Raw genomic sequence first — 18,690 nt, forward strand, 5'->3', positions numbered from 1 at the left:
AGCCAGTTCATTCTATTAAAGACCTGCTAGGCGTGCAGTGTCTTCAGCAATTACTAGCTCTTCGTTAGTAGAGATAACCATTGCTGGGATACGGCTGTTTGCTGTAGTGATAGTACCTTCGCCGCCGAAACGAGCTTTAAGGTTAGCTTCACCATCAACTTCGATACCGAAGATACCTAGACGGTTTAGAACCATTTCACGGATAGGGCCAGAGTTCTCGCCGATACCACCAGTGAAAGTGATTGCGTCTAGACGACCTTCCATAGAAGCCGTGTAACCTGCTACGTATTTAGCTAGACGGTGACAGAACACGTCCATTGCACGAGTTGCTTCTTCTTTCTCACCGTAGTTGTCTTCGACGAAACGACAGTCAGAAGTCACTTCAGTTAGACCTTGTAGGCCAGACTCTTTAGTTAGCATGTTGTTGATTTCTTCAACAGAGTAACCTAGAGCGTCGTGTAGGTGGAATACGATAGCTGGGTCGATGTCACCACAACGAGTACCCATTACTAGACCTTCAAGAGGAGTAAGACCCATAGAAGTATCTACAGATTGACCGTTCTTGATCGCACAAACAGATGCACCGTTACCTAGGTGACAGTTGATGATGTTAACTTCTTCAACTGGCTTGTTTAGTAGACCTGCAACTTCACGAGTGATGAATAGGTGTGAAGTACCGTGCATGCCGTAACGACGGATACCGTGTTCTTTGTATAGTTTGTAAGGAAGAGCGTATAGGAAAGACTCTTCAGGCATAGTTTGGTGGAACGCAGTGTCAAATACAGCAACGTTTTGAAGCTCTGGGAAGTTGTGCTTAGCAGCTTCGATACCGATGATGTGCGCTGGGTTGTGAAGCGGTGCGAAAGTCGCAGCGTCTTGAATACCCTTAAGTACTTCGTCAGTGATCAGTGCAGATTGAGTGAACTGTTCGCCACCGTGAACGATACGGTGACCGATAGCGCCTAGGTTAGCTTTAAGCTCTGGCTTAGAAGCAAGAATAGTTTCAACCATGAACGCTAGCGCTTCTTCGTGTGCTGCACCGTTGCCTAGTTGAGCTTCGTGTTTACCATCAAGTTTCCACTTGATACGTGCTTCAGGAAGGTGAAGACATTCAGCAAGACCTGATAGGTGCTCTGCACCTGTTTCTGCATCAACAACAGCAAATTTAAGAGAAGAACTACCGCAGTTTAAAACTAAAACTAGCTTAGACATGTGTGACTACCTGTTATTCGTCTGATCAAAATCAGTTAAAGGATGAAAAATTAATCACAAGAATAGACGATACCATCGAGGGTGCGTACTAATCTTGGTCAAAAATCGTTCTAATTCCGTATAAAAGAATAGTGATGAACCCATCCATCACTATGATGCGATCCGTGCAGATAGGAATCTCAAGTTGCTTAAATTGTAAATAACGGCAACAATGAGATTGAGGGTCTGCAAAGGATAGCGATAATAGGCAATGATAACAAAAAAATTTTGAAAGAATATTAACTTTCATCAATTTTTTGCGCCTTCAGTTGAAATGTTCAACTATTTTTTAGTGAGAGAGTGGTATGAGTAATAAAGTCGGATTGTTCCATAGCCTGAAAGATGGCCAAAACTACATGGAGATCTGGCCGGTTCGTAAAGAGCTGACCGCCATTTTTCCCGAACAACGCATTATCAAAGCAACGCGTTTCGGCATTAAAGTGATGCCGGCAGTAGCGGCGATCAGTGTTCTCACTCAAATGGCTTTTAACAATTACAATGCGTTACCGCAAGCCATTGTCGTCGCATTATTTGCCATCAGTATGCCTTTACAAGGGATGTGGTGGTTAGGCAGTCGTTCTAATACCAAATTGCCTCCAGCACTTGCGTCTTGGTACCGAGAACTGCATCAAAAGATCACTGAGACTGGCTTTGCACTTGAGCCAGCAAAAGCAAAACCAAGATACAAAGAATTGGCGATTATCTTGAACAGAGCTTTCCGTCAGTTAGATAAAACTGCGCTGGAGCGCTGGTTCTAATCTCGACAACAACAACCCTCAAGTCAATGTTATGAAAATGGAGTGAGCCTTTGTCACTCCATTTCTGTCTGTTCTACATTTCTCCATCCCACCGTTTTCTGTGCTGTCAAAACTATCTTTATAGCGGCGTCGCGATCACAAATGTTACTTTGTTGTTAAATCTTACTTTTATTTACCGAGAGTTAGCGTTAATAATGAAAACGAGATGCACAAAAAGTGCACAGAAAACACGACATCCCATCTTCTGAATAACCATGCTGGCATCATAATTTTTACGAACGCTCGTGGTACAAGGATGAAGAGACATCAAGGAGTAATGATGAGAACGAAACGTTTACTAGCCACCGCCATTTTAGCTGCTACGGCGACTTTTTCTTCCGCCAGCGTGTTTGCCAACACCGCAACCGTAGCGGTGTCCCAAATCGTTGAGCATCCAGCGTTAGATGCTACCCGACAAGGCTTATTGGACGGTCTAAAAGCCAAAGGTTACGAAGAGGGCAAAAACCTCGAGTTTGATTATAAAACTGCCCAAGGTAACCCCGCGATTGCCGTACAGATCGCTCGCCAATACGTCGGTGAGAATCCAGACGTTTTAGTGGGTATTGCAACGCCCTCTGCTCAAGCTCTGGTTTCAGCGACACGTTCAATTCCTGTGGTATTTACTGCGGTAACGGATCCGGTGGGCGCAAAGCTTGTGAAATCCATGCATCAGCCGGGGAAAAACGTCACTGGCCTTTCTGACTTATCACCTGTGGCACAGCATGTTGCTTTGATTCAAGAAATACTCCCAGCCGCTAAAACCATTGGTGTGGTTTACAATCCAGGAGAAGCAAACGCGGTGACGCTGGTACAACTGCTAAAAGAAAGTGCAGCAGCAAATGGATTAGAAGTCGTGGAAGCGACAGCATTGAAGAGTGCGGATGTTCAATCGGCGACGCAAGCCATTGCCGCTAAGTCGGATGTGCTTTATGCGCCAACAGACAATACAGTCGCAAGTGCGATAGAAGGGATGATTGTTGCGGCAAATCAGGCGAAGAAGCCAGTGTTTGGTGGTGCAACGTCTTACGTTGAAAAAGGTGCCATTGCCAGCCTCGGGTTTGACTACTATCAGGTCGGTGTGCAAACCGCGGATTATGTTGCTGCGATATTAGAAGGTAAAGAACCGGGTGAGTTAGATGTCAAAGTTGCGACAGGCTCTGACTTAGTGGTGAATGAAGGTGCTGCGACCAAACTCGGTATACAGTTACCTAGCGCTGTAGTGAAACGTGCAACTAGCATGCAATAAGAGTCCTTATCAGGTCGGTAAAATGCTGACCTGATTTATGCAGAGGGAGCAGTTATGTCTGCATTTGCTTTTTTTGGTGCGCTTGAGATCGGCTTGATTTATGGCTTGGTTGCATTAGGCGTTTACCTAACTTTTCGTGTTCTCGACTTTCCCGACTTAAGTGTTGATGGCAGCTTTCCAATGGGGGCTGCCGTGGCTGCAACTGCGATTGTTGCGGGCATCAATCCTTGGATTGCCACCGGAATGGCTGTTATTGCTGGTGGGATGACAGGGTGGGTAACGGCTTTTCTAGCGGTTCGATGTGGCATTCTTCACCTATTAGCTTCCATCCTTACCATGATTGCGGCGTTCTCTATCAATATTCGCATCATGGGCAAGCCCAATATGGCCCTTCTAGGTGAAGACACCATTCTTACCCCGTTTGAAGCCATAGGGGACTCTATGTACATCCGGCCGTTAGTTGTCGGTGTACTGGTCTTGTTCTCTGCTTGGTTTGTGGTGCGTTTACTGAACAGTGATTTTGGCCTTGGTTTAAGGGCTACAGGCGTCAATGCGCGTATGGTTGCAGCGCAAGGAGCCAGTACAGGGCTTTACACCTACTTTGGCTTGGCGCTATCTAATGGTTTTGTTGGCTTTGCTGGGGCCTTGTTTGCTCAGACCAATAGCTTTGCTGATGTGACCTCTGGTGTCGGTACGATAGTGGTTGGTCTTGCGGCAGTGATTCTTGGCCAGACACTCATTCCAGGTCGCAAAATATGGGTGGCGGTATGTGCGGTCATTATTGGCTCGGTTTTATACCGACTTGCTGTCGCGTTTGCTCTGAGCTCTGGCATGTTTGGCTTACAGGCTTCCGACCTGAATCTCGTTACGGCGGTGCTTGTAGCTGTAGCTCTAATTGCACCAAAGCTAAAACAAAAAATGAAAGCCAAACAACGCGTTAATGACGCCAAACAAACGGCATCTAAAAATGGTTCAGGGGAGGCGCTATGATTGAGTTAAGTAATATTCAAGTAACCTTTAACCCCGGAACGATTTTGGAAAACCGAGCGTTAAAAGGCGTATCTCTGGATGTGCCTGAGCACCAGTTCCTCACTGTGATTGGGTCTAACGGTGCGGGAAAGTCGACTCTGCTTGGTGCGGTGACTGGTGAAACACCGATGATTGGTGGGCAAGTCATTATCAACGGGCAAGACGTAACACGAAAGAGTGTGGACCAACGTGCTACGCAGTGTGCGAGAGTTTTCCAGGATCCTTTAGCAGGGACTTGTGGGGACTTATCCATCGAGGAGAATATGGCTCTAGCGTACATGCGCGGTAAGCGTCGTGGTTGGGGAATGGCGATTTCTTCCAAACGACGTAAACTTTTCCAGGAGAGAATCAGTATTCTTGGCTTGGGTTTAGAGGACCGGCTAGGAGACAGTATTGGTCTGTTGTCAGGCGGCCAACGTCAAGCCGTGAGTTTGGTCATGGCAACACTATCAGACAGTAAGCTGTTGTTGTTAGATGAGCATACTGCTGCGTTAGATCCGCGCATGGCGGCTTTTGTTATCGATCTAACCAAGCGTATCGTCAGCGAGTTCAATCTCACAGTGATGATGGTGACGCACTCAATGAAAGACGCGCTGGCTTGTGGTGACAGAACGGTCATGCTGCACCAAGGTGAGATTGTTCTTGATGTCGCAGGTGAGCAACGTGCCAATATGCAAGTTCCGGATCTCCTAGAGATGTTCTCAAAGGTGCGAGGAGAGGAATTAGCGGACGACAGTTTATTGTTGAACTAATCTAAGCAAACACAGAACTACGCCTACCAAACGTGATCCTCCTTGAGAAATAACCTAAATGGTCGTTTTAAAAGGAGGATTTTTCGGTAAATACTCTTAATTAAAATAGTGGAATATTCCAATACTAAGAGCACTTGCCATGACCCTTCCATTTATCTTCCATAGCCAAACTGATGATGGCCTCACTTTTGATGGCGATTTGCTAACCGTCATCCTGAAAACCGAGAACACTGATTTTGATAGCGTGCACGTTCGTTGTGAACCGGATAATGAAGAATACCTGATTAGCATGTCACGCAGCGGAGAAGCTGGTGAGCTTACTCTCTGGAAAGCTCAGTTTGCGTCAAATAAAGACCGTGATGTGACTCACTACATCTTCAAACTGCTCAAAGGCAAGCAGCAGTTTTGGCTCGATGGCAGAGGTGTACATAAACGTATGCCGCCCAAAGAGTTTCACTTCAAACTCAACACTCAATCTCAACCGCCAAGTTGGGTACAAGAGCAGGTCTTTTACCAAATTTTCCCGGACCGTTTTGCCTCAAGTCGTTCTGAGCAAGTCACCCAAGATGATTATGCTGCCTATGACCCAGACGCACTGGTTAAGTCATGGGGAGACCCTGTTGGTTCTCATAAAAATACGGGTGCGCGCGAGTTCTTTGGTGGCGACTTAAAAGGCGTAGAGAAAAAACTGGATTACTTGGCCGAACTTGGTGTGACAGCACTTTACTTCAACCCAGTTTTCACAGCGCCAAGCAACCATAAATACGACACCACAGACTACTTCAAGATTGATCCAATGTTTGGCTCGAATGAGCAGTTTGCGCAGTTGTGTGAGCAAATTCGTGGTAAGCAGATGAAGATTGTTTTGGATGCGGTGTTTAATCACACATCTGTTCACCACCCTTGGTTTGATCTTAAACAAGAAGGCCAAGGGGCTTATGGGAATCCAAATTCTGACTTCCGTGATTACTACTTCTTCGAGGGGCAAACCAACAATTACATTGGATGGAAAGGTATTGGCAATCTACCGGTTCTTAACTTTGAGAATGAACAAGTTCGTGACCATATCTACCAAGGTGAAGAGTCGGTCATCAAATATTGGCTTAAACCGCCTTATGCTGTCGACGGTTGGCGCTTCGATGTGATTCATATGTTAGGTGAGGGCGATGGCGCAAAGAACAACGCACACTATGTGGAAGCTTTTCGCAAGGCCACAAAAGAGGTCAATCCCGATGCCTATGTGTTAGGGGAGCATTTCTTTGAAGCGACACAATGGCTTCAGGGGGGACAAGAAGATGGCGCGATGAATTATTACGGCTTTGCTCATCCAGTTCGCGCTTTGATTGCCAAACAAGACATCATGTATGACCCAATTGATATTGATGTCATGGAGTTTAAAGAGTGGATAGATGAAGCTCGGGCTAAAATTCCATTTGCAAACCAACTCTCTCAACTTAATCAGTTAGATAGCCATGATACTGCCCGTTTTCTGACGCTTTTGAATAGCGATGAAGAAAAAATGCGAGTGGCATTGTTATTGTTAATGACTTATGTCGGTACTCCATGCCTTTACTATGGTAGCGAAGTGGGGTTAGAAGGGAGTTTAGATCCGGACAATAGACGTTGCTTCCCTTGGGAGGGATTAGATGGTTCTCAGTGGTTTCCTTTCTATCAGGCATTGATTGGAATTCGTAATAAATACAGGTCATTACAGTCAGGGAGTATACAATGGTTGCACTGTGATGAAAGCACAATGGTGTATGCCAGACAGTGGAAAGAAGAAACAATAGTTGTGGCATTTAACTTAAGCGAATACGACAAAATTGTTAATTTACCTTTATGGCAACTTGGCTTAAATGCAAAGCACTTGCATCAATTATTAGACAATGGTGAAGTTATCGATGCGCAACGTCATTTTTCTGTCAATATCCCAGCAATGAACTGCAAATTATGGCAGTTGGAGTGACACGTTAGCTCAGATTTATTAAAATTTATGAATACATAAATGAAAAACTATAAATAGCCCTTTGGTAACTTACGTTGTTGAGGGCAAATAATAACTGAAACAATGGTGTTTAATGGGTAATAAAAGGCGATTTAGCCTCAAGTTTGTCATCTTCTTCCCGCTATTTTTGTTTATCGCAGTCATGATCGTGACTGCGAAGAACTATTACGATGCAATGAATCGCTACATTACGTTGGAATACGCGCAGATTGATCGCGCGCTGAACCGAGCGATTAAAGTACTTACTGCTTTAGACTACAGCTTTGTTAATTACTCAAATCCAGCCCATCCTTTGTTTCAAGAACACAACCACATGATAAGAAATGGCATGTGTTACGTATGGCCTATCGATGTATTGCTCTTAGAAAATAAACATTCGGGAGGTTTACCTGCGGTCGAACTGGATTACATGATTGTTGGTCAAAAAGAATTATGTGAGCAAGGTTCTGCTCTGTTTAATTTGGCAGAAAAGAAAGCGGGTTTTGCGCCGTCTTTGTCGTTCCTGCATGATATTGAATCGCACATTATAGGTATCCACTATATCGACCAGCGTGGCTACGTTATCTCATCACCAGACACCTATGCAGAGAACTTTTCCCAAGAGCTATGGAATACGCTAAAAGCGCGACCATTTTGGCAAAAGACAGCTCAAGAAACCGTAAAAGTCACCATGTCTGGCCCTGCGCCGATGCTGGCACGTCGTGATGGTCAAGTTATCAGCTTAACAGTGCCGATTTATGAGAAGGCTGTTCATCAAGGGGTTCTATCCATTGATTTTGATGTCGATGCACTCCTCAAGACCAATGAGAATCTCGCGGGTAAGCTGCATATTATTTCTAACGTTACGCCGATACCTCAAAACGCAATGCGAATTCAACCTGTGGAGCACGACCGTTTAAGTGCTAACCACAGTATTTTTTATGAATACAAGCTTTGGGATGAATTTAAAAACCTGATTGCGTTTGAGAAATACAGTGTGGCTGTGGCTTTCTTTATTTACGTTTTGAGTACAGTGGCGTTGTTCCTAGTGAATACACAAACAGAGCGCCGTTACTTCAAGGAATTGGCCGCTAAAGACCCCATGACAGGACTATTAAACCGCCGCGGTATTCAAGCGGTGTGGCGAAACAAAATGACCAAAAAGCACGTTGCTTTAGCAGTGTTTGATATTGATGATTTTAAGGCGATTAACGATACTTATGGTCATGATGTAGGTGATGATGCGATTCGCTTAGTCGCCAAATGCATTCGAGATAACATTCGACATTCCGATGTTGCGTCACGCTTTGGTGGAGAAGAGTTTGTCTTGGCTATCTATGATGAAGACTTTGACAGCATGCTAAGAATTTTAGAGCGTGTAAGAAAAGCGATTGCCAAACACTCCATTAAAATCGTCGACGGAGGCTTTACGGTTTCGGGTGGGGTTGAATTTAAGTCTGCGGCTCAATTGGAAGGTTTTGATGAGCTGTTTAAGCTTGCTGATGAAAAGCTTTATGAAGCGAAAAGTACAGGTAAGAACAAAATCTGTTATTAAGCGACTTAAGCAATTTGTTGTTGGAAATTAGACATAAAAAAGGGCGAATTCATCGCCCTTTTTTATGTCGGTAGGTTAAGCGACGCGCGCGTGCAATTCATCTCGATAACGTTGAATGTACTCGACAATAGGGGCGGCTTTGTTAAACGTACGGATTTCTCGGAACAGTTCTTTCGCTTCTGGATACGCTTGTCGCAGATAAGAGAACCATTGTTTTACGCGATTCGGGTAGTACAAGCCTTTGTCGCCCTTCATTTCAAACTGTGAGTAGTAAATCAATAGATCAACCACTTCTGACCAAGGCATAGGCTGGTGGTTGTGTTTAACCATGTTTCCAAGGTTAGGAATGTTGAATGCACCTCGGCATACCATCAAAGAATCAACGCCTGTGGTCGCAATGCAACGTTGGCCATCTTCATAATTCCAGATTTCGCCGTTAGCGATTAATGGGATATCGAAACGCTCACGAATCTTCGTAATGTATTCCCATTTAATTTCAGAAGCTTTGTATCCGCCTTCTTTGGTACGAGCATGAACCGTGAGCTCATTCGCTCCAGCTGTTTGAATTGCGTCTACAATCTCAAAACAGTCTTCAGGGTTCTCCCAGCCAAGGCGAATCTTTGCGGTCACTGGAATATCATTAGGCACGGCATCGCGACATGCTTTAACCACATTATGGATGAGTTCAGGGTGCTGTAACAAGGCTGCTCCACCTTTACTCTTGTTCACCAACTTTGCTGGGCAGCCAAAGTTCAAATCAATACCGCGCGCGCCAAGCTCCGCTGCTTTTATAGCGTTTTCAGCCATCCAGTTTGGTTCTTGCCCGAGTAGTTGGACATGGACAGGTACACCAGATGCAGTTTGAGAGCCTTGCAGAAGTTCAGGGCATAAGCGATGGAAAACATGATCTGGAAGAAGCTGATCGATCACACGAACAAACTCTGTCACACAAAGATCATAGTCGTTTATTTCAGTCAGGATTTGACGCATCAAATGGTCCAAAACCCCTTCCATCGGGCCTAATACAACTCGCATAGCTTGCCTAATACAGTTTGGTGAGAAAAAGGAGGGCGATTGTAGCGATGTGAGTGAAGTTTGTCATTAAAAGAGTCATCCGCTTGGAGTGACATCAACTTGCATTCTATATACCCAAGCATCTCGAGGTTACTTGGGTATAAGCTCTGAGGTATAATGCCGCCAAATTCATGGGAAACCAGATGTCATGCAATATACATTGATAGAAAAAGGTGAAGTCCAGCTAGATGAGTCTTCACTTTTTATTGAAGGCGCGGTACTCGCAGCCAACTTAACGACGAAACCTTTAGCTCCAGAAACTTGGCTAGAGCCGCTATTAGGTGAGGGTTTTAAAGCGATTCAACCAGCAGTAGAAGAACAGATTCACAAGCAGCACAACTATATCCTGCGTAATGAATACTCGATTCTGGAGTTAACAGATAGCAATACAGAGCAACTAGCAGACTTTGCTGAAGGCTTTATGTCTGTATGGACAACCATTGAGGAACAATGGCATGACGTTGCGCTTAATGATGGCTTAGAGCGCATGCTGCAAGCATTATTGACGACAATGATGTTGGCGATTGATGAAGAGCAAACACAGCAACAAATGCGTGATGCTGGCATCGTAACACCGCCTGCGCTTTCTGATTTTGTGGACCAGCTTGACTTAATGATCAACGAAGTCGCATTAGGCGCTGATGAGCTGATGGTCGGTAAAAAGTCGAAGAGCTTAAATCCATTCAAAGGTGTAGGCCGTAATGATGCATGCCCATGTGAGAGTGGTAAGAAATTTAAGCAGTGCTGTGGGAAGTAGATTTCACTCGCTGACTTGACGTGAAAAAGCCGACCTGAGGTCGGCTTTTTCATAACTATCGCTTGGTTATTGAACCGTGTTATTGGATCGGGTTCTTTCTTTTTGGGCTTACAAATTGAGCAATAAGAACAAAAGCAAAAGCGATCAAGTTGCCGGCAAAAATAACCACGAGCCATTGTGGCATCGATAATCCAAAGAATTGCCATACGATTTTTGCACAATCACCATACGCTTCAAACATCCATGGTGCCCATTGATTTAATGGCGCCCAGCTTGGGAACGTAACAAAGAGATCGCATGTAGCAAACGGCGATGGATTAAATTGGTAATCGACATGCTGCATTGCCAGCATTAAACCCTTATATGCACTTGCTCCCCAAGCTGCAAGCGCAATCCAACGCGTGATTGGGTTGTTTGGTGCAATAAGGCCGAGCATTGCAGCTGCCCCAATACCTAGCATGGCTACGCGTTCATAAATACACATAACACAAGGGGCTAGCATCATAATGTGCTGGAAAAATAGGGCACAGGCTTCAAAGAAGACAATAGCAAGAAGAAGTAGAAGCCAAGATAAGCGTCCCTTCGAAAACTGGTTTAGTGATGCGAAAATAGTCACGGGTTTCAATCCTGTCTGAAATATAAAAAAGCTCTGATTACTCAGAGCTTTTTAACGTGGATAAGTTTCCTAATCAACTCATATTTTTAGTGTCCACCTGACATAACGGGTGCTAGATCACCACTACTAGGCACAATCCAACCAGCATCGTAGAAGAATGCGGTTGCAGGTTCTAGGAAGAACATGATGCCCATCAAACCTACAAGAGCAAGTACGATAGTGTATGGCAATGCCATGACAACCATGCGGCCGTATGATAGACGAATCAATGGTGCCAGTGCAGATGTTAGCAAGAATAGGAAGGCTGCTTGACCATTTGGAGTCGCAACAGAAGGTAGGTTAGTACCTGTGTTGATTGCTACTGCAAGTAGGTCGAATTGTTCACGGGTGATTTGACCGTCGATCAATGCCGCTTTCACTTCATTGATGTAGACTGTCCCTACGAATACGTTATCCGATACCATCGACAATAGACCGTTTGCGACATAGAACAACGCAAGTTGCGTACCTTTGTCTTCAACGGCGAGAACCGCGTCGATAACAGGTTTAAACAACTCTTGGTCAATGATAACGGCTACAATCGCGAAGAATACCGCTAGTAGTGCCGTGAATGGCAGAGCCTCTTCAAAAGCTTTACCCATTGAGTGTTCTTCAATCACACCCGTGAACGAAGTCGCGAGGATAATTACCGAAAGGCCAATCAGACCAACTGCTGCCAAGTGTAGTGCAAGTGCTGCAATTAACCACACGGCAATAAGACCTTGAATCCAAAGTTTAGCAACGTCTTGATTTGTACGTGTTTTGCGTTCTTCTCGGTCGAAATCAACAAGGATTTGACGAACGTTATCAGGCAGTTGTGCACCGTAACCACAAATTTTCAGCTTCTCTACAACTGCACAAGTGATCAAACCGCAGAAGAAGACTGGAAGTGTTACCGGCGCCATGCGAATCAAGAACTCACCAAAGAACCAACCAGCTTGGTCAGCAATGATTAAGTTTTGAGGTTCGCCAACCATCGTCGTTACGCCACCTAGTGCGGTACCTACACCAGCATGCATAAGCAGTGAACGTAAGAAAGCACGGTAGTTTTCTAGGTCGTCACGAGTTAGCTCAGTGATGGTGTCATCTTGAGTATGATCGTGGTCGCCAATTGGGTTTCCTGAAGCCACTTTGTGGTAAATCGAGTAGAAACCAACGGCAACGCTGATAACAACTGCGATTACGGTCAGCGCATCCAAGAATGCTGACAAAAACGCGGCAGCGAAACAGAATGCGAGCGAAAGTAACGTTTTAGAACGGATACCAAGCAGGATCTTCGTAAAAATGAACAGCAGAAGCTGTTTCATGAAGTAGATACCCGCAACCATGAATACCAATAGTAGAAGTACTTCGATATTTGCAACTAGCTCATGCTTCACCTGGGCAGGGCTAGTCATACCGATAGCAACCGCTTCTATTGCGAGGAGGCCTCCGGGTTGAAGTGGGTAACACTTCAGCGCCATTGCTAATGTGAAAATAAATTCCGCTACTAGCAACCAACCTGCAACAAATGGGTCAATTAAGAAGAAAACAATCGGGTTAATAATTAGGAAGGCTATAATGGCAACTTTGTACCAATCAGGCGCTTTACCAAGGAAGTTCTTGATAAAGGCATTTCCGAGCGACATCGGCATGATAATTCTCTTTATAACAAAATTATGAATAGACACTACAATAGTGCTTAAGTATCTGTTTGTTAGACTTATTATTTAGTCTTTTAAAACAATAACTTAGAAAAACAACAATCCATTGTCTTACTGTAGTCTTGCCAAGTTACTTCCCCTGAACTTAAGCACCGCTCACTTTCGACCGCAACTCTACACCTCGGCATTTTATAGTCAATAACAAAACGTGATGCTTCCGACTAAAACTGCTTTTTATTTGTAATAACGCGATCAAAACGGCGTTACTATACCACGAAAAGCTTAAAAAAAATCACCTTGGAATTTAAAACGAAGTCAATTACGAGAAAAGATCAATTAAGAAAGAATATTAATCGTAAAACACAAATTTATTTTGCATATTTTGAGCAGAAAAATGTGACGAGGTAGGCTTTATTTTATATGACTTTATGACTGCTGTATTTTATACAGAATATGACTTTTGCGCCTTTGGTTCCAAGTGGTTGGTATTTTAAATTGAAGATATATGTAGAGTATTAACTCTATATTGAGAAATCGTTTCATTTATTGATCGTTAATTTTCGCTAATCGTTAAGTAGTGGTATGATGAGTGGTATCGACCCTTAGAAATCAATATTGGATAAAAACAGAATGGTCATTAAGGCTAAGAGCCCTGCGGGTTTCGCAGAAAAATACATAATCGAGAGCATTTGGAACGGCCGTTTTCCTCCTGGCTCAATTTTACCCGCTGAACGTGAACTATCTGAACTGATCGGGGTTACTCGAACTACACTACGTGAAGTATTGCAACGTCTTGCTCGTGATGGATGGTTGACTATCCAGCATGGTAAACCAACCAAAGTGAACCAATTCATGGAGACTTCTGGTCTGCATATCTTGGACACGCTAATGACGTTAGATGTTGATAACGCGACAAACATCGTTGAAGATTTGCTTGCGGCACGTACGAATATCAGTCCAATTTTTATGCGCTATGCGTTCAAAGCAAACAAAGAGGCGTCTGAGCGTACAATCCAGAACGTAATTGAATCTTGTGAAGCACTTGTTAGCGCACCTTCTTGGGATGACTTTATTGCCGCGTCTCCATATGCAGACAAAATCCTGCAAAGTGTCAAAGAAGACAACGAAAAAGATGAAGCAAAACGCCAAGAGATTTTGATTGCTAAGACGTTCAACTTCTATGACTACATGCTGTTTCAACGCCTTGCATTCCATTCTGGCAACCAAATTTACGGCTTGATTTTTAACGGTTTGAGAAAGCTTTATGATCGTGTAGGCAGCTACTACTTCTCGAACCCAGCATCACGTGATCTGGCATTGAGGTTCTACCGTCAGTTGTTTGAAACCTGTGAAACAGGTCAGCGTGATCAGCTACCGATTTTGATTCGTCATTACGGTATGGAAAGTGCACAGATCTGGAATGAGATGAAGCTGCAACTTCCAACCAACTTCACTGAAGACGACAGCTAAGCTTCAACTTAACGACGTTTTCAAGAATAAAGAAACCGCAGTCACTCGACTGCGGTTTTTTATTTTAATTACTAGGCTAAAGATAACTTTGGTAGCGGTTGATACAGGACTTCAATAATATCTGACAGAATGTGGTCGTAAGTGTTAAATATAGTCAAAGATAAATCCGAAGTAATATCATACAACTTCTCTACTTTAAGCGTGTTGATATCCCCATCAATGTATTCGTTGAGTGCCTGTATGGAACTTACTGATGTAGGAGAGGCAAGGCTCAAAGGGCTGATAACCGCAAGCTGATTAAGCCTTCTTATCATTACTGACGCATAATTGCGCATTCGTTCAGGACCGCCGCGATCTTCCATATCTTGGATACTGATCCGTAACTGAGTTAATGTTTCTAAGCTGTCGATGACAGTTTGCCAATTCATGTGATATTCGTCATTAAGTTCATCTCTTTGAGCGATAGCCAACCACGCAATGGTCACTTCATCCATCAGGAACAAACAGTGACGAATTAACCGGCCATGTTCCATCTGATTACGTGCTACAGAGTTATCCTCCCATTGCTCCATCAGTTTATCGATTTTGATTTGCAGCACGCGATACATGGGTTTGTTCTCGAAGTGTGACGTATCAAGTAATAGGTGTAACTTATTGCTCAACTCACGATGGACGTGTTCTATCTCATTTTCGTGGTTTTGATGATATTGGAGAGAGTGGTGAGTCATTGCTCGATGACGTCGTAATAGGTAGACAATATCACGCAATAAACTGAGCAGCTGGTATTTACGAGCATGTTGCTTCTCGCGCTTCGCAGCCAAGTGATAAATCCCCGCCAGAATGGCAATTGAAATGAAAGTTGAAATCAAAACAAACATAACCAACTCCTTGTTAGTGCTTTTGACCTAGCAAGTAAGAGCAGTTTTAATGCCAATAACTAAAGTCAATAAAAACAGAGTGTTATAAGTTTTGATTAAAATGAGGCGTACAAATTTGGTGCGTACTCTCACCAAAAGTGTGAATTTGGTCAAAAAAAATCCCCGCCGAATTGGCAGGGATTTTTAAGCAATACGATAACGTAATGAATTACATTACACGCATACCTGGCTGAGCACCTTCGTGTGGCTCAAGGATCCATAGGTCGCTGCCGCCTGGCCCCGCTGCTAGGATCATGCCTTCAGACATACCAAACTTCATCTTACGAGGTTTTAGGTTAGCAACCATAACAGTTAGCTTGCCTTCTAGCTCTTCAGGTTTGTATGCTGACTTGATGCCAGAGAATACTTGGCGAGTCTCACCACCGATGTCCAGTTGGAACTTCAGTAGTTTGTTCGCTTTTGGCACTTCTTCACACGAGATGATACGAGCAATACGCATATCAACGGCTGCGAACGCGTCAAATTCAATCTCTTCAGCGATTGGCTCTTTATCTAGCTCAGTTTGGCTAGCTTTGTTCTTTTCTGCTTCCGCTTTTTCTTTTGCTGCCATTTCTGCCGCAGCGTCTTCCTTCGATGCTTCGATCATTGCTTCGATGTTCTTAGGATCGATACGGTTAAACAACGCTTTGAACTTAGTGATCTCGTGATCAGTTAGCGGAGTAGCAACGCCTTCCCACGTTAGCTCTTCGTTTAGGAAAGCTTCAGTGCGAGCCGCAAGCTCAGGCATCACTGGTTTCAGGTAAGCCATTAGTACGCGGAATAGGTTGATACCTACAGAAGAAACTTCTTGAAGCTCTTTCTCTTTACCTTCTTCTTTTGCAAGAACCCAAGGTGCTTTCTCATCGATGTACTGGTTCGCTTTGTCTGCTAGCGCTGTGATTTCACGGATAGCACGGCTGAATTCACGAGTTTCGTACAGCTCACCGATGCGCTCAGCAGCTGCAACAAATTCGTTGTAAAGCTCTGGTTCCGCAAATTCAGCAGATAGCTTGCCTTCAAAGCGCTTAGTGATGAAACCTGCGTTACGAGAAGCTAGGTTAACAATCTTGTTTACTACGTCAGCGTTTACACGTTGAGTGAAGTCTTCAAGGTTAAGGTCAAGGTCATCGATACGGCTATTTAGTTTCGCTGCGTAGTAGTAACGTAGACACTCAGGGTCTAGGTGGTTTAGGTACGTGCTCGCTTTGATGAATGTGCCTTTAGACTTAGACATCTTAGCGCCGTTTACTGTTACGTAGCCGTGTACGAATACGTTGTTTGGCTTACGGAAACCAGAACCTTCTAGCATCGCAGGCCAGAATAGGCTATGGAAGTAAACGATGTCTTTACCGATGAAGTGGTAAAGCTCAGCAGTGCTGTCTTTCTTCCAGTATTCGTTGAAGTCTAGGTCATCACGCTTGTCACATAGGTTCTTGAATGAGCCCATGTAACCGATAGGTGCATCTAGCCATACGTAGAAGAACTTGTCTTTTTCACCAGGAATTTCGAAACCGAAGTAAGGCGCATCACGAGAGATATCCCACTGTTGCAGACCAGACTCGAACCATTCTTGCATTTTGTTTGCTGTTTCAGCTTGCAGTGAGCCAGAGCGTGTCCACTCTTTTAGCATGCTTTCGAACTGAGGTAGGTCGAAGAAGAAATGCTCAGAGTCTTTCATTACTGGAGTTGCGCCAGATACTGCTGATTTTGGGTTAATCAGTTCAGTTGGGCTGTACGTCTCACCACAGTTATCACAGTTGTCGCCATATTGGTCTTCTGACTTACACTTAGGGCAAGTACCTTTAACGAAGCGATCTGGTAGGAACATTTCCTTCTCAGGATCGAACAACTGAGAAATAGTACGGCTAGAGATAAAACCGTTTTTCTTCAGCTCAAGGTAGATGTGAGAAGCCAGTTCACGGTTCTCTTCTGAGTGTGTGCTGTGGTAGTTATCAAAGCTAATATCAAAGCCAGCGAAGTCTTTTTGATGCTCTTCGCTCACTGCAGCGATCATCTCTTCTGGCGTAATACCCATCTGTTGTGCTTTTAGCATGATTGGCGTGCCGTGAGCATCGTCAGCACAGATGAAGTTTACAGTGTTGCCACGCAGGCGTTGGTAGCGAACCCAGATGTCAGCTTGAATGTGCTCAAGCATGTGACCTAGGTGAATCGAACCATTAGCGTACGGAAGGGCACAAGTTACCAGCAGTTTTCTTGGATCGTTTGCCATACTTAATAATCGCTTTTTGATAGGTATAAAAAATAGAGACTAATACTACCCCATGAGTTCCCTAACGCCAAGGCATCAAACCATGGATTGCCTTAGTTTTTTTGGGGTTCTGAATCTCGCCGCTGGGTGCTACGATTAGATGCATAAAGGAGGCCTCATGCATCAGTTCACTTCAAAACAAGATTTTTGTCATTGGCTTAACCAGTTTCAACATCCGCAGTTGGTGGAAAACTGGGCAGATATTAATGGTATGGTTGCGATCCCCGCGCAAGGTGGTATTCAAATTACCTTGCCGTTTGCGAGCAACGAAATCCAAGTTGCGTTGAGCCATTGGGTTAAAGAGCAACAAGCATCGGGTGATGTTCCAGCGTTCGATTGTCAAATCGAGTTGAATATCAAAGCGCTTGAGACGCAAGTTACCAATGCCGTTAAAGGCGTGAAAAACATTATCGCAGTTAGCTCAGCAAAGGGAGGCGTGGGTAAATCGACAACGGCTGTCAACCTTGCTTTAGCCATTGCACAGTCGGGGGCGAAAGTTGGCTTGTTAGATGCTGATATCTATGGCCCATCGGTTCCTATGATGCTAGGTCAAGAAGACGCAAAACCAGAAGTTCGCGATGCGAAATGGATGGAGCCTATTTTCGCACATGGTATCTATACTCATTCTATCGGTTACTTAGTGGCTAAGTCGGAAGCTGCCATTTGGCGCGGCCCGATGGCCTCTAAAGCGCTTTCACAGTTGCTGACGGAAACCGATTGGCCAGAGCTTGATTACTTGGTGATTGATATGCCACCTGGTACGGGTGATATTCAATTGACGTTGTCACAGCAGATTCCAGTAACAGGTACTGTGCTTGTTACGACACCACAAGATCTTGCATTAGCGGATGCTCGTAAAGGGGCGGCGATGTTCCATAAAGTGAACGTCCCAGTTGTCGGTGTAGTTGAGAACATGAGTTATCACATTTGTGGTCAGTGTGGTGCGGTCGAGCACATTTTTGGTACTGGCGGAGCTGAAAAAATGTCGCAAGAGTTTGGCTTAGCCTTACTGGGTCAAATCCCATTGCACATTTCAATGCGGGAAGACATTGATTTGGGCACTCCAACCGTCGCAAGACGTCCGGAGAGTGAGCATGCTGGCTACTACAAGCAATTGGCCGATCGTGTTTGTAGCATCATGTATTGGCAAGGAAAGACCAAGCCAGATGCAATCAGTTTTACAATGGTAAACTAAGTTCTTAAACAGTACTGGTTGAAAACTGTTCGTTTTATCGTTTGCCTAGAGGTTGATCCTCTAGGTAGACAGAAACTTATAACGAAACTCTAATTC

At 44.3% G+C, this 18,690-nt stretch carries 15 protein-coding genes; 9 read left to right on the plus strand and 6 right to left on the minus strand.

From position 1 onward, the window contains the following. Nucleotides 1-15: 15 nt before the first annotated feature. Complete coding sequence (locus C1S73_RS16495; protein WP_038869402.1) at nt 16-1,212, minus strand: acetate kinase; 1,197 nt, start codon at nt 1,210-1,212, stop codon at nt 16-18. Nucleotides 1,213-1,556: 344 nt separating this feature from the next. Here C1S73_RS16495 and yfbV point away from each other — a divergent pair, with 344 nt between their 5' ends. From yfbV to C1S73_RS16525, 6 genes are all read left to right on the plus strand, one after another. Further along, complete coding sequence (yfbV, locus tag C1S73_RS16500) at nt 1,557-2,009, plus strand: terminus macrodomain insulation protein YfbV (RefSeq protein ID WP_038869403.1); 453 nt, start codon at nt 1,557-1,559, stop codon at nt 2,007-2,009. Between the two features lie 319 nt (nt 2,010-2,328). Further along, nucleotides 2,329-3,294, plus strand: coding sequence for an ABC transporter substrate-binding protein (locus tag C1S73_RS16505; protein WP_038869404.1), 966 nt, complete (start codon nt 2,329-2,331; stop codon nt 3,292-3,294). 54 nt (nt 3,295-3,348) lie between these two features. Then, nucleotides 3,349-4,284, plus strand: a complete 936-nt coding sequence (locus tag C1S73_RS16510) for an ABC transporter permease (RefSeq protein ID WP_038869407.1) — start codon at nt 3,349-3,351, stop codon at nt 4,282-4,284. Then, nucleotides 4,281-5,075 (plus strand): ABC transporter ATP-binding protein, encoded by a 795-nt coding sequence (locus tag C1S73_RS16515; protein ID WP_038869408.1) that lies wholly within the window; start codon nt 4,281-4,283, stop codon nt 5,073-5,075. The genes C1S73_RS16510 and C1S73_RS16515 overlap by 4 nt, the downstream gene beginning before the upstream one ends. 139 nt (nt 5,076-5,214) lie before the next feature. Next, nucleotides 5,215-7,041: a maltodextrin glucosidase gene (malZ, locus tag C1S73_RS16520; protein WP_038869411.1), complete on the plus strand. Its 1,827-nt coding sequence runs from the start codon at nt 5,215-5,217 to the stop codon at nt 7,039-7,041. Between the two features lie 112 nt (nt 7,042-7,153). Next, the gene (locus C1S73_RS16525) at nt 7,154-8,614 is read left to right on the plus strand and encodes a GGDEF domain-containing protein (RefSeq protein WP_038869413.1); all 1,461 of its coding nucleotides are present in this window, start codon (nt 7,154-7,156) and stop codon (nt 8,612-8,614) included. A gap of 75 nt (nt 8,615-8,689) precedes the next feature. Here the strand turns inward: C1S73_RS16525 and dusC are convergent, their stop codons facing one another. Then, nucleotides 8,690-9,649 (minus strand): tRNA dihydrouridine(16) synthase DusC, encoded by a 960-nt coding sequence (dusC, locus tag C1S73_RS16530; RefSeq protein ID WP_038869415.1) that lies wholly within the window; start codon nt 9,647-9,649, stop codon nt 8,690-8,692. Nucleotides 9,650-9,836: 187 nt separating this feature from the next. Here dusC and C1S73_RS16535 point away from each other — a divergent pair, with 187 nt between their 5' ends. Continuing rightward, the gene (locus tag C1S73_RS16535) at nt 9,837-10,445 is read left to right on the plus strand and encodes an SEC-C metal-binding domain-containing protein (RefSeq protein WP_038869417.1); all 609 of its coding nucleotides are present in this window, start codon (nt 9,837-9,839) and stop codon (nt 10,443-10,445) included. A 79-nt stretch (nt 10,446-10,524) separates the two neighbouring features. Here the strand turns inward: C1S73_RS16535 and dsbB are convergent, their stop codons facing one another. Both dsbB and nhaB read right to left on the minus strand, forming a co-directional pair. Next, nucleotides 10,525-11,061 carry a disulfide bond formation protein DsbB gene (gene dsbB / locus C1S73_RS16540; RefSeq protein ID WP_038869418.1) on the minus strand — a complete coding sequence of 179 codons (537 nt, stop codon included), beginning with the start codon at nt 11,059-11,061 and terminating at the stop codon, nt 10,525-10,527. A gap of 86 nt (nt 11,062-11,147) precedes the next feature. After that, complete coding sequence (nhaB, locus tag C1S73_RS16550) at nt 11,148-12,734, minus strand: Na(+)/H(+) antiporter NhaB (RefSeq protein ID WP_038869420.1); 1,587 nt, start codon at nt 12,732-12,734, stop codon at nt 11,148-11,150. 639 nt (nt 12,735-13,373) lie between these two features. On the opposite strand from nhaB, the gene fadR reads away from it, so the two are divergent. Further along, nucleotides 13,374-14,213, plus strand: coding sequence for a fatty acid metabolism transcriptional regulator FadR (gene fadR, locus C1S73_RS16555; RefSeq protein ID WP_038869421.1), 840 nt, complete (start codon nt 13,374-13,376; stop codon nt 14,211-14,213). A gap of 71 nt (nt 14,214-14,284) precedes the next feature. Here fadR and C1S73_RS16560 read toward each other — a convergent pair whose 3' ends face one another. Then, nucleotides 14,285-15,091 carry a hypothetical protein gene (locus tag C1S73_RS16560; RefSeq protein ID WP_038869422.1) on the minus strand — a complete coding sequence of 269 codons (807 nt, stop codon included), beginning with the start codon at nt 15,089-15,091 and terminating at the stop codon, nt 14,285-14,287. A gap of 208 nt (nt 15,092-15,299) precedes the next feature. After that, entirely contained in the window at nt 15,300-17,360 is a 2,061-nt protein-coding gene (gene metG, locus C1S73_RS16565; RefSeq protein WP_038869424.1) for a methionine--tRNA ligase, read from the minus strand. A 157-nt stretch (nt 17,361-17,517) separates the two neighbouring features. Here metG and apbC point away from each other — a divergent pair, with 157 nt between their 5' ends. Beyond that, nucleotides 17,518-18,594: an iron-sulfur cluster carrier protein ApbC gene (apbC, locus tag C1S73_RS16570; RefSeq protein WP_038869426.1), complete on the plus strand. Its 1,077-nt coding sequence runs from the start codon at nt 17,518-17,520 to the stop codon at nt 18,592-18,594. Nucleotides 18,595-18,690 lie beyond the last annotated feature (96 nt).

This window comes from Vibrio jasicida 090810c (genome assembly GCF_002887615.1).
GTDB lineage: Bacteria > Pseudomonadota > Gammaproteobacteria > Enterobacterales > Vibrionaceae > Vibrio > Vibrio jasicida.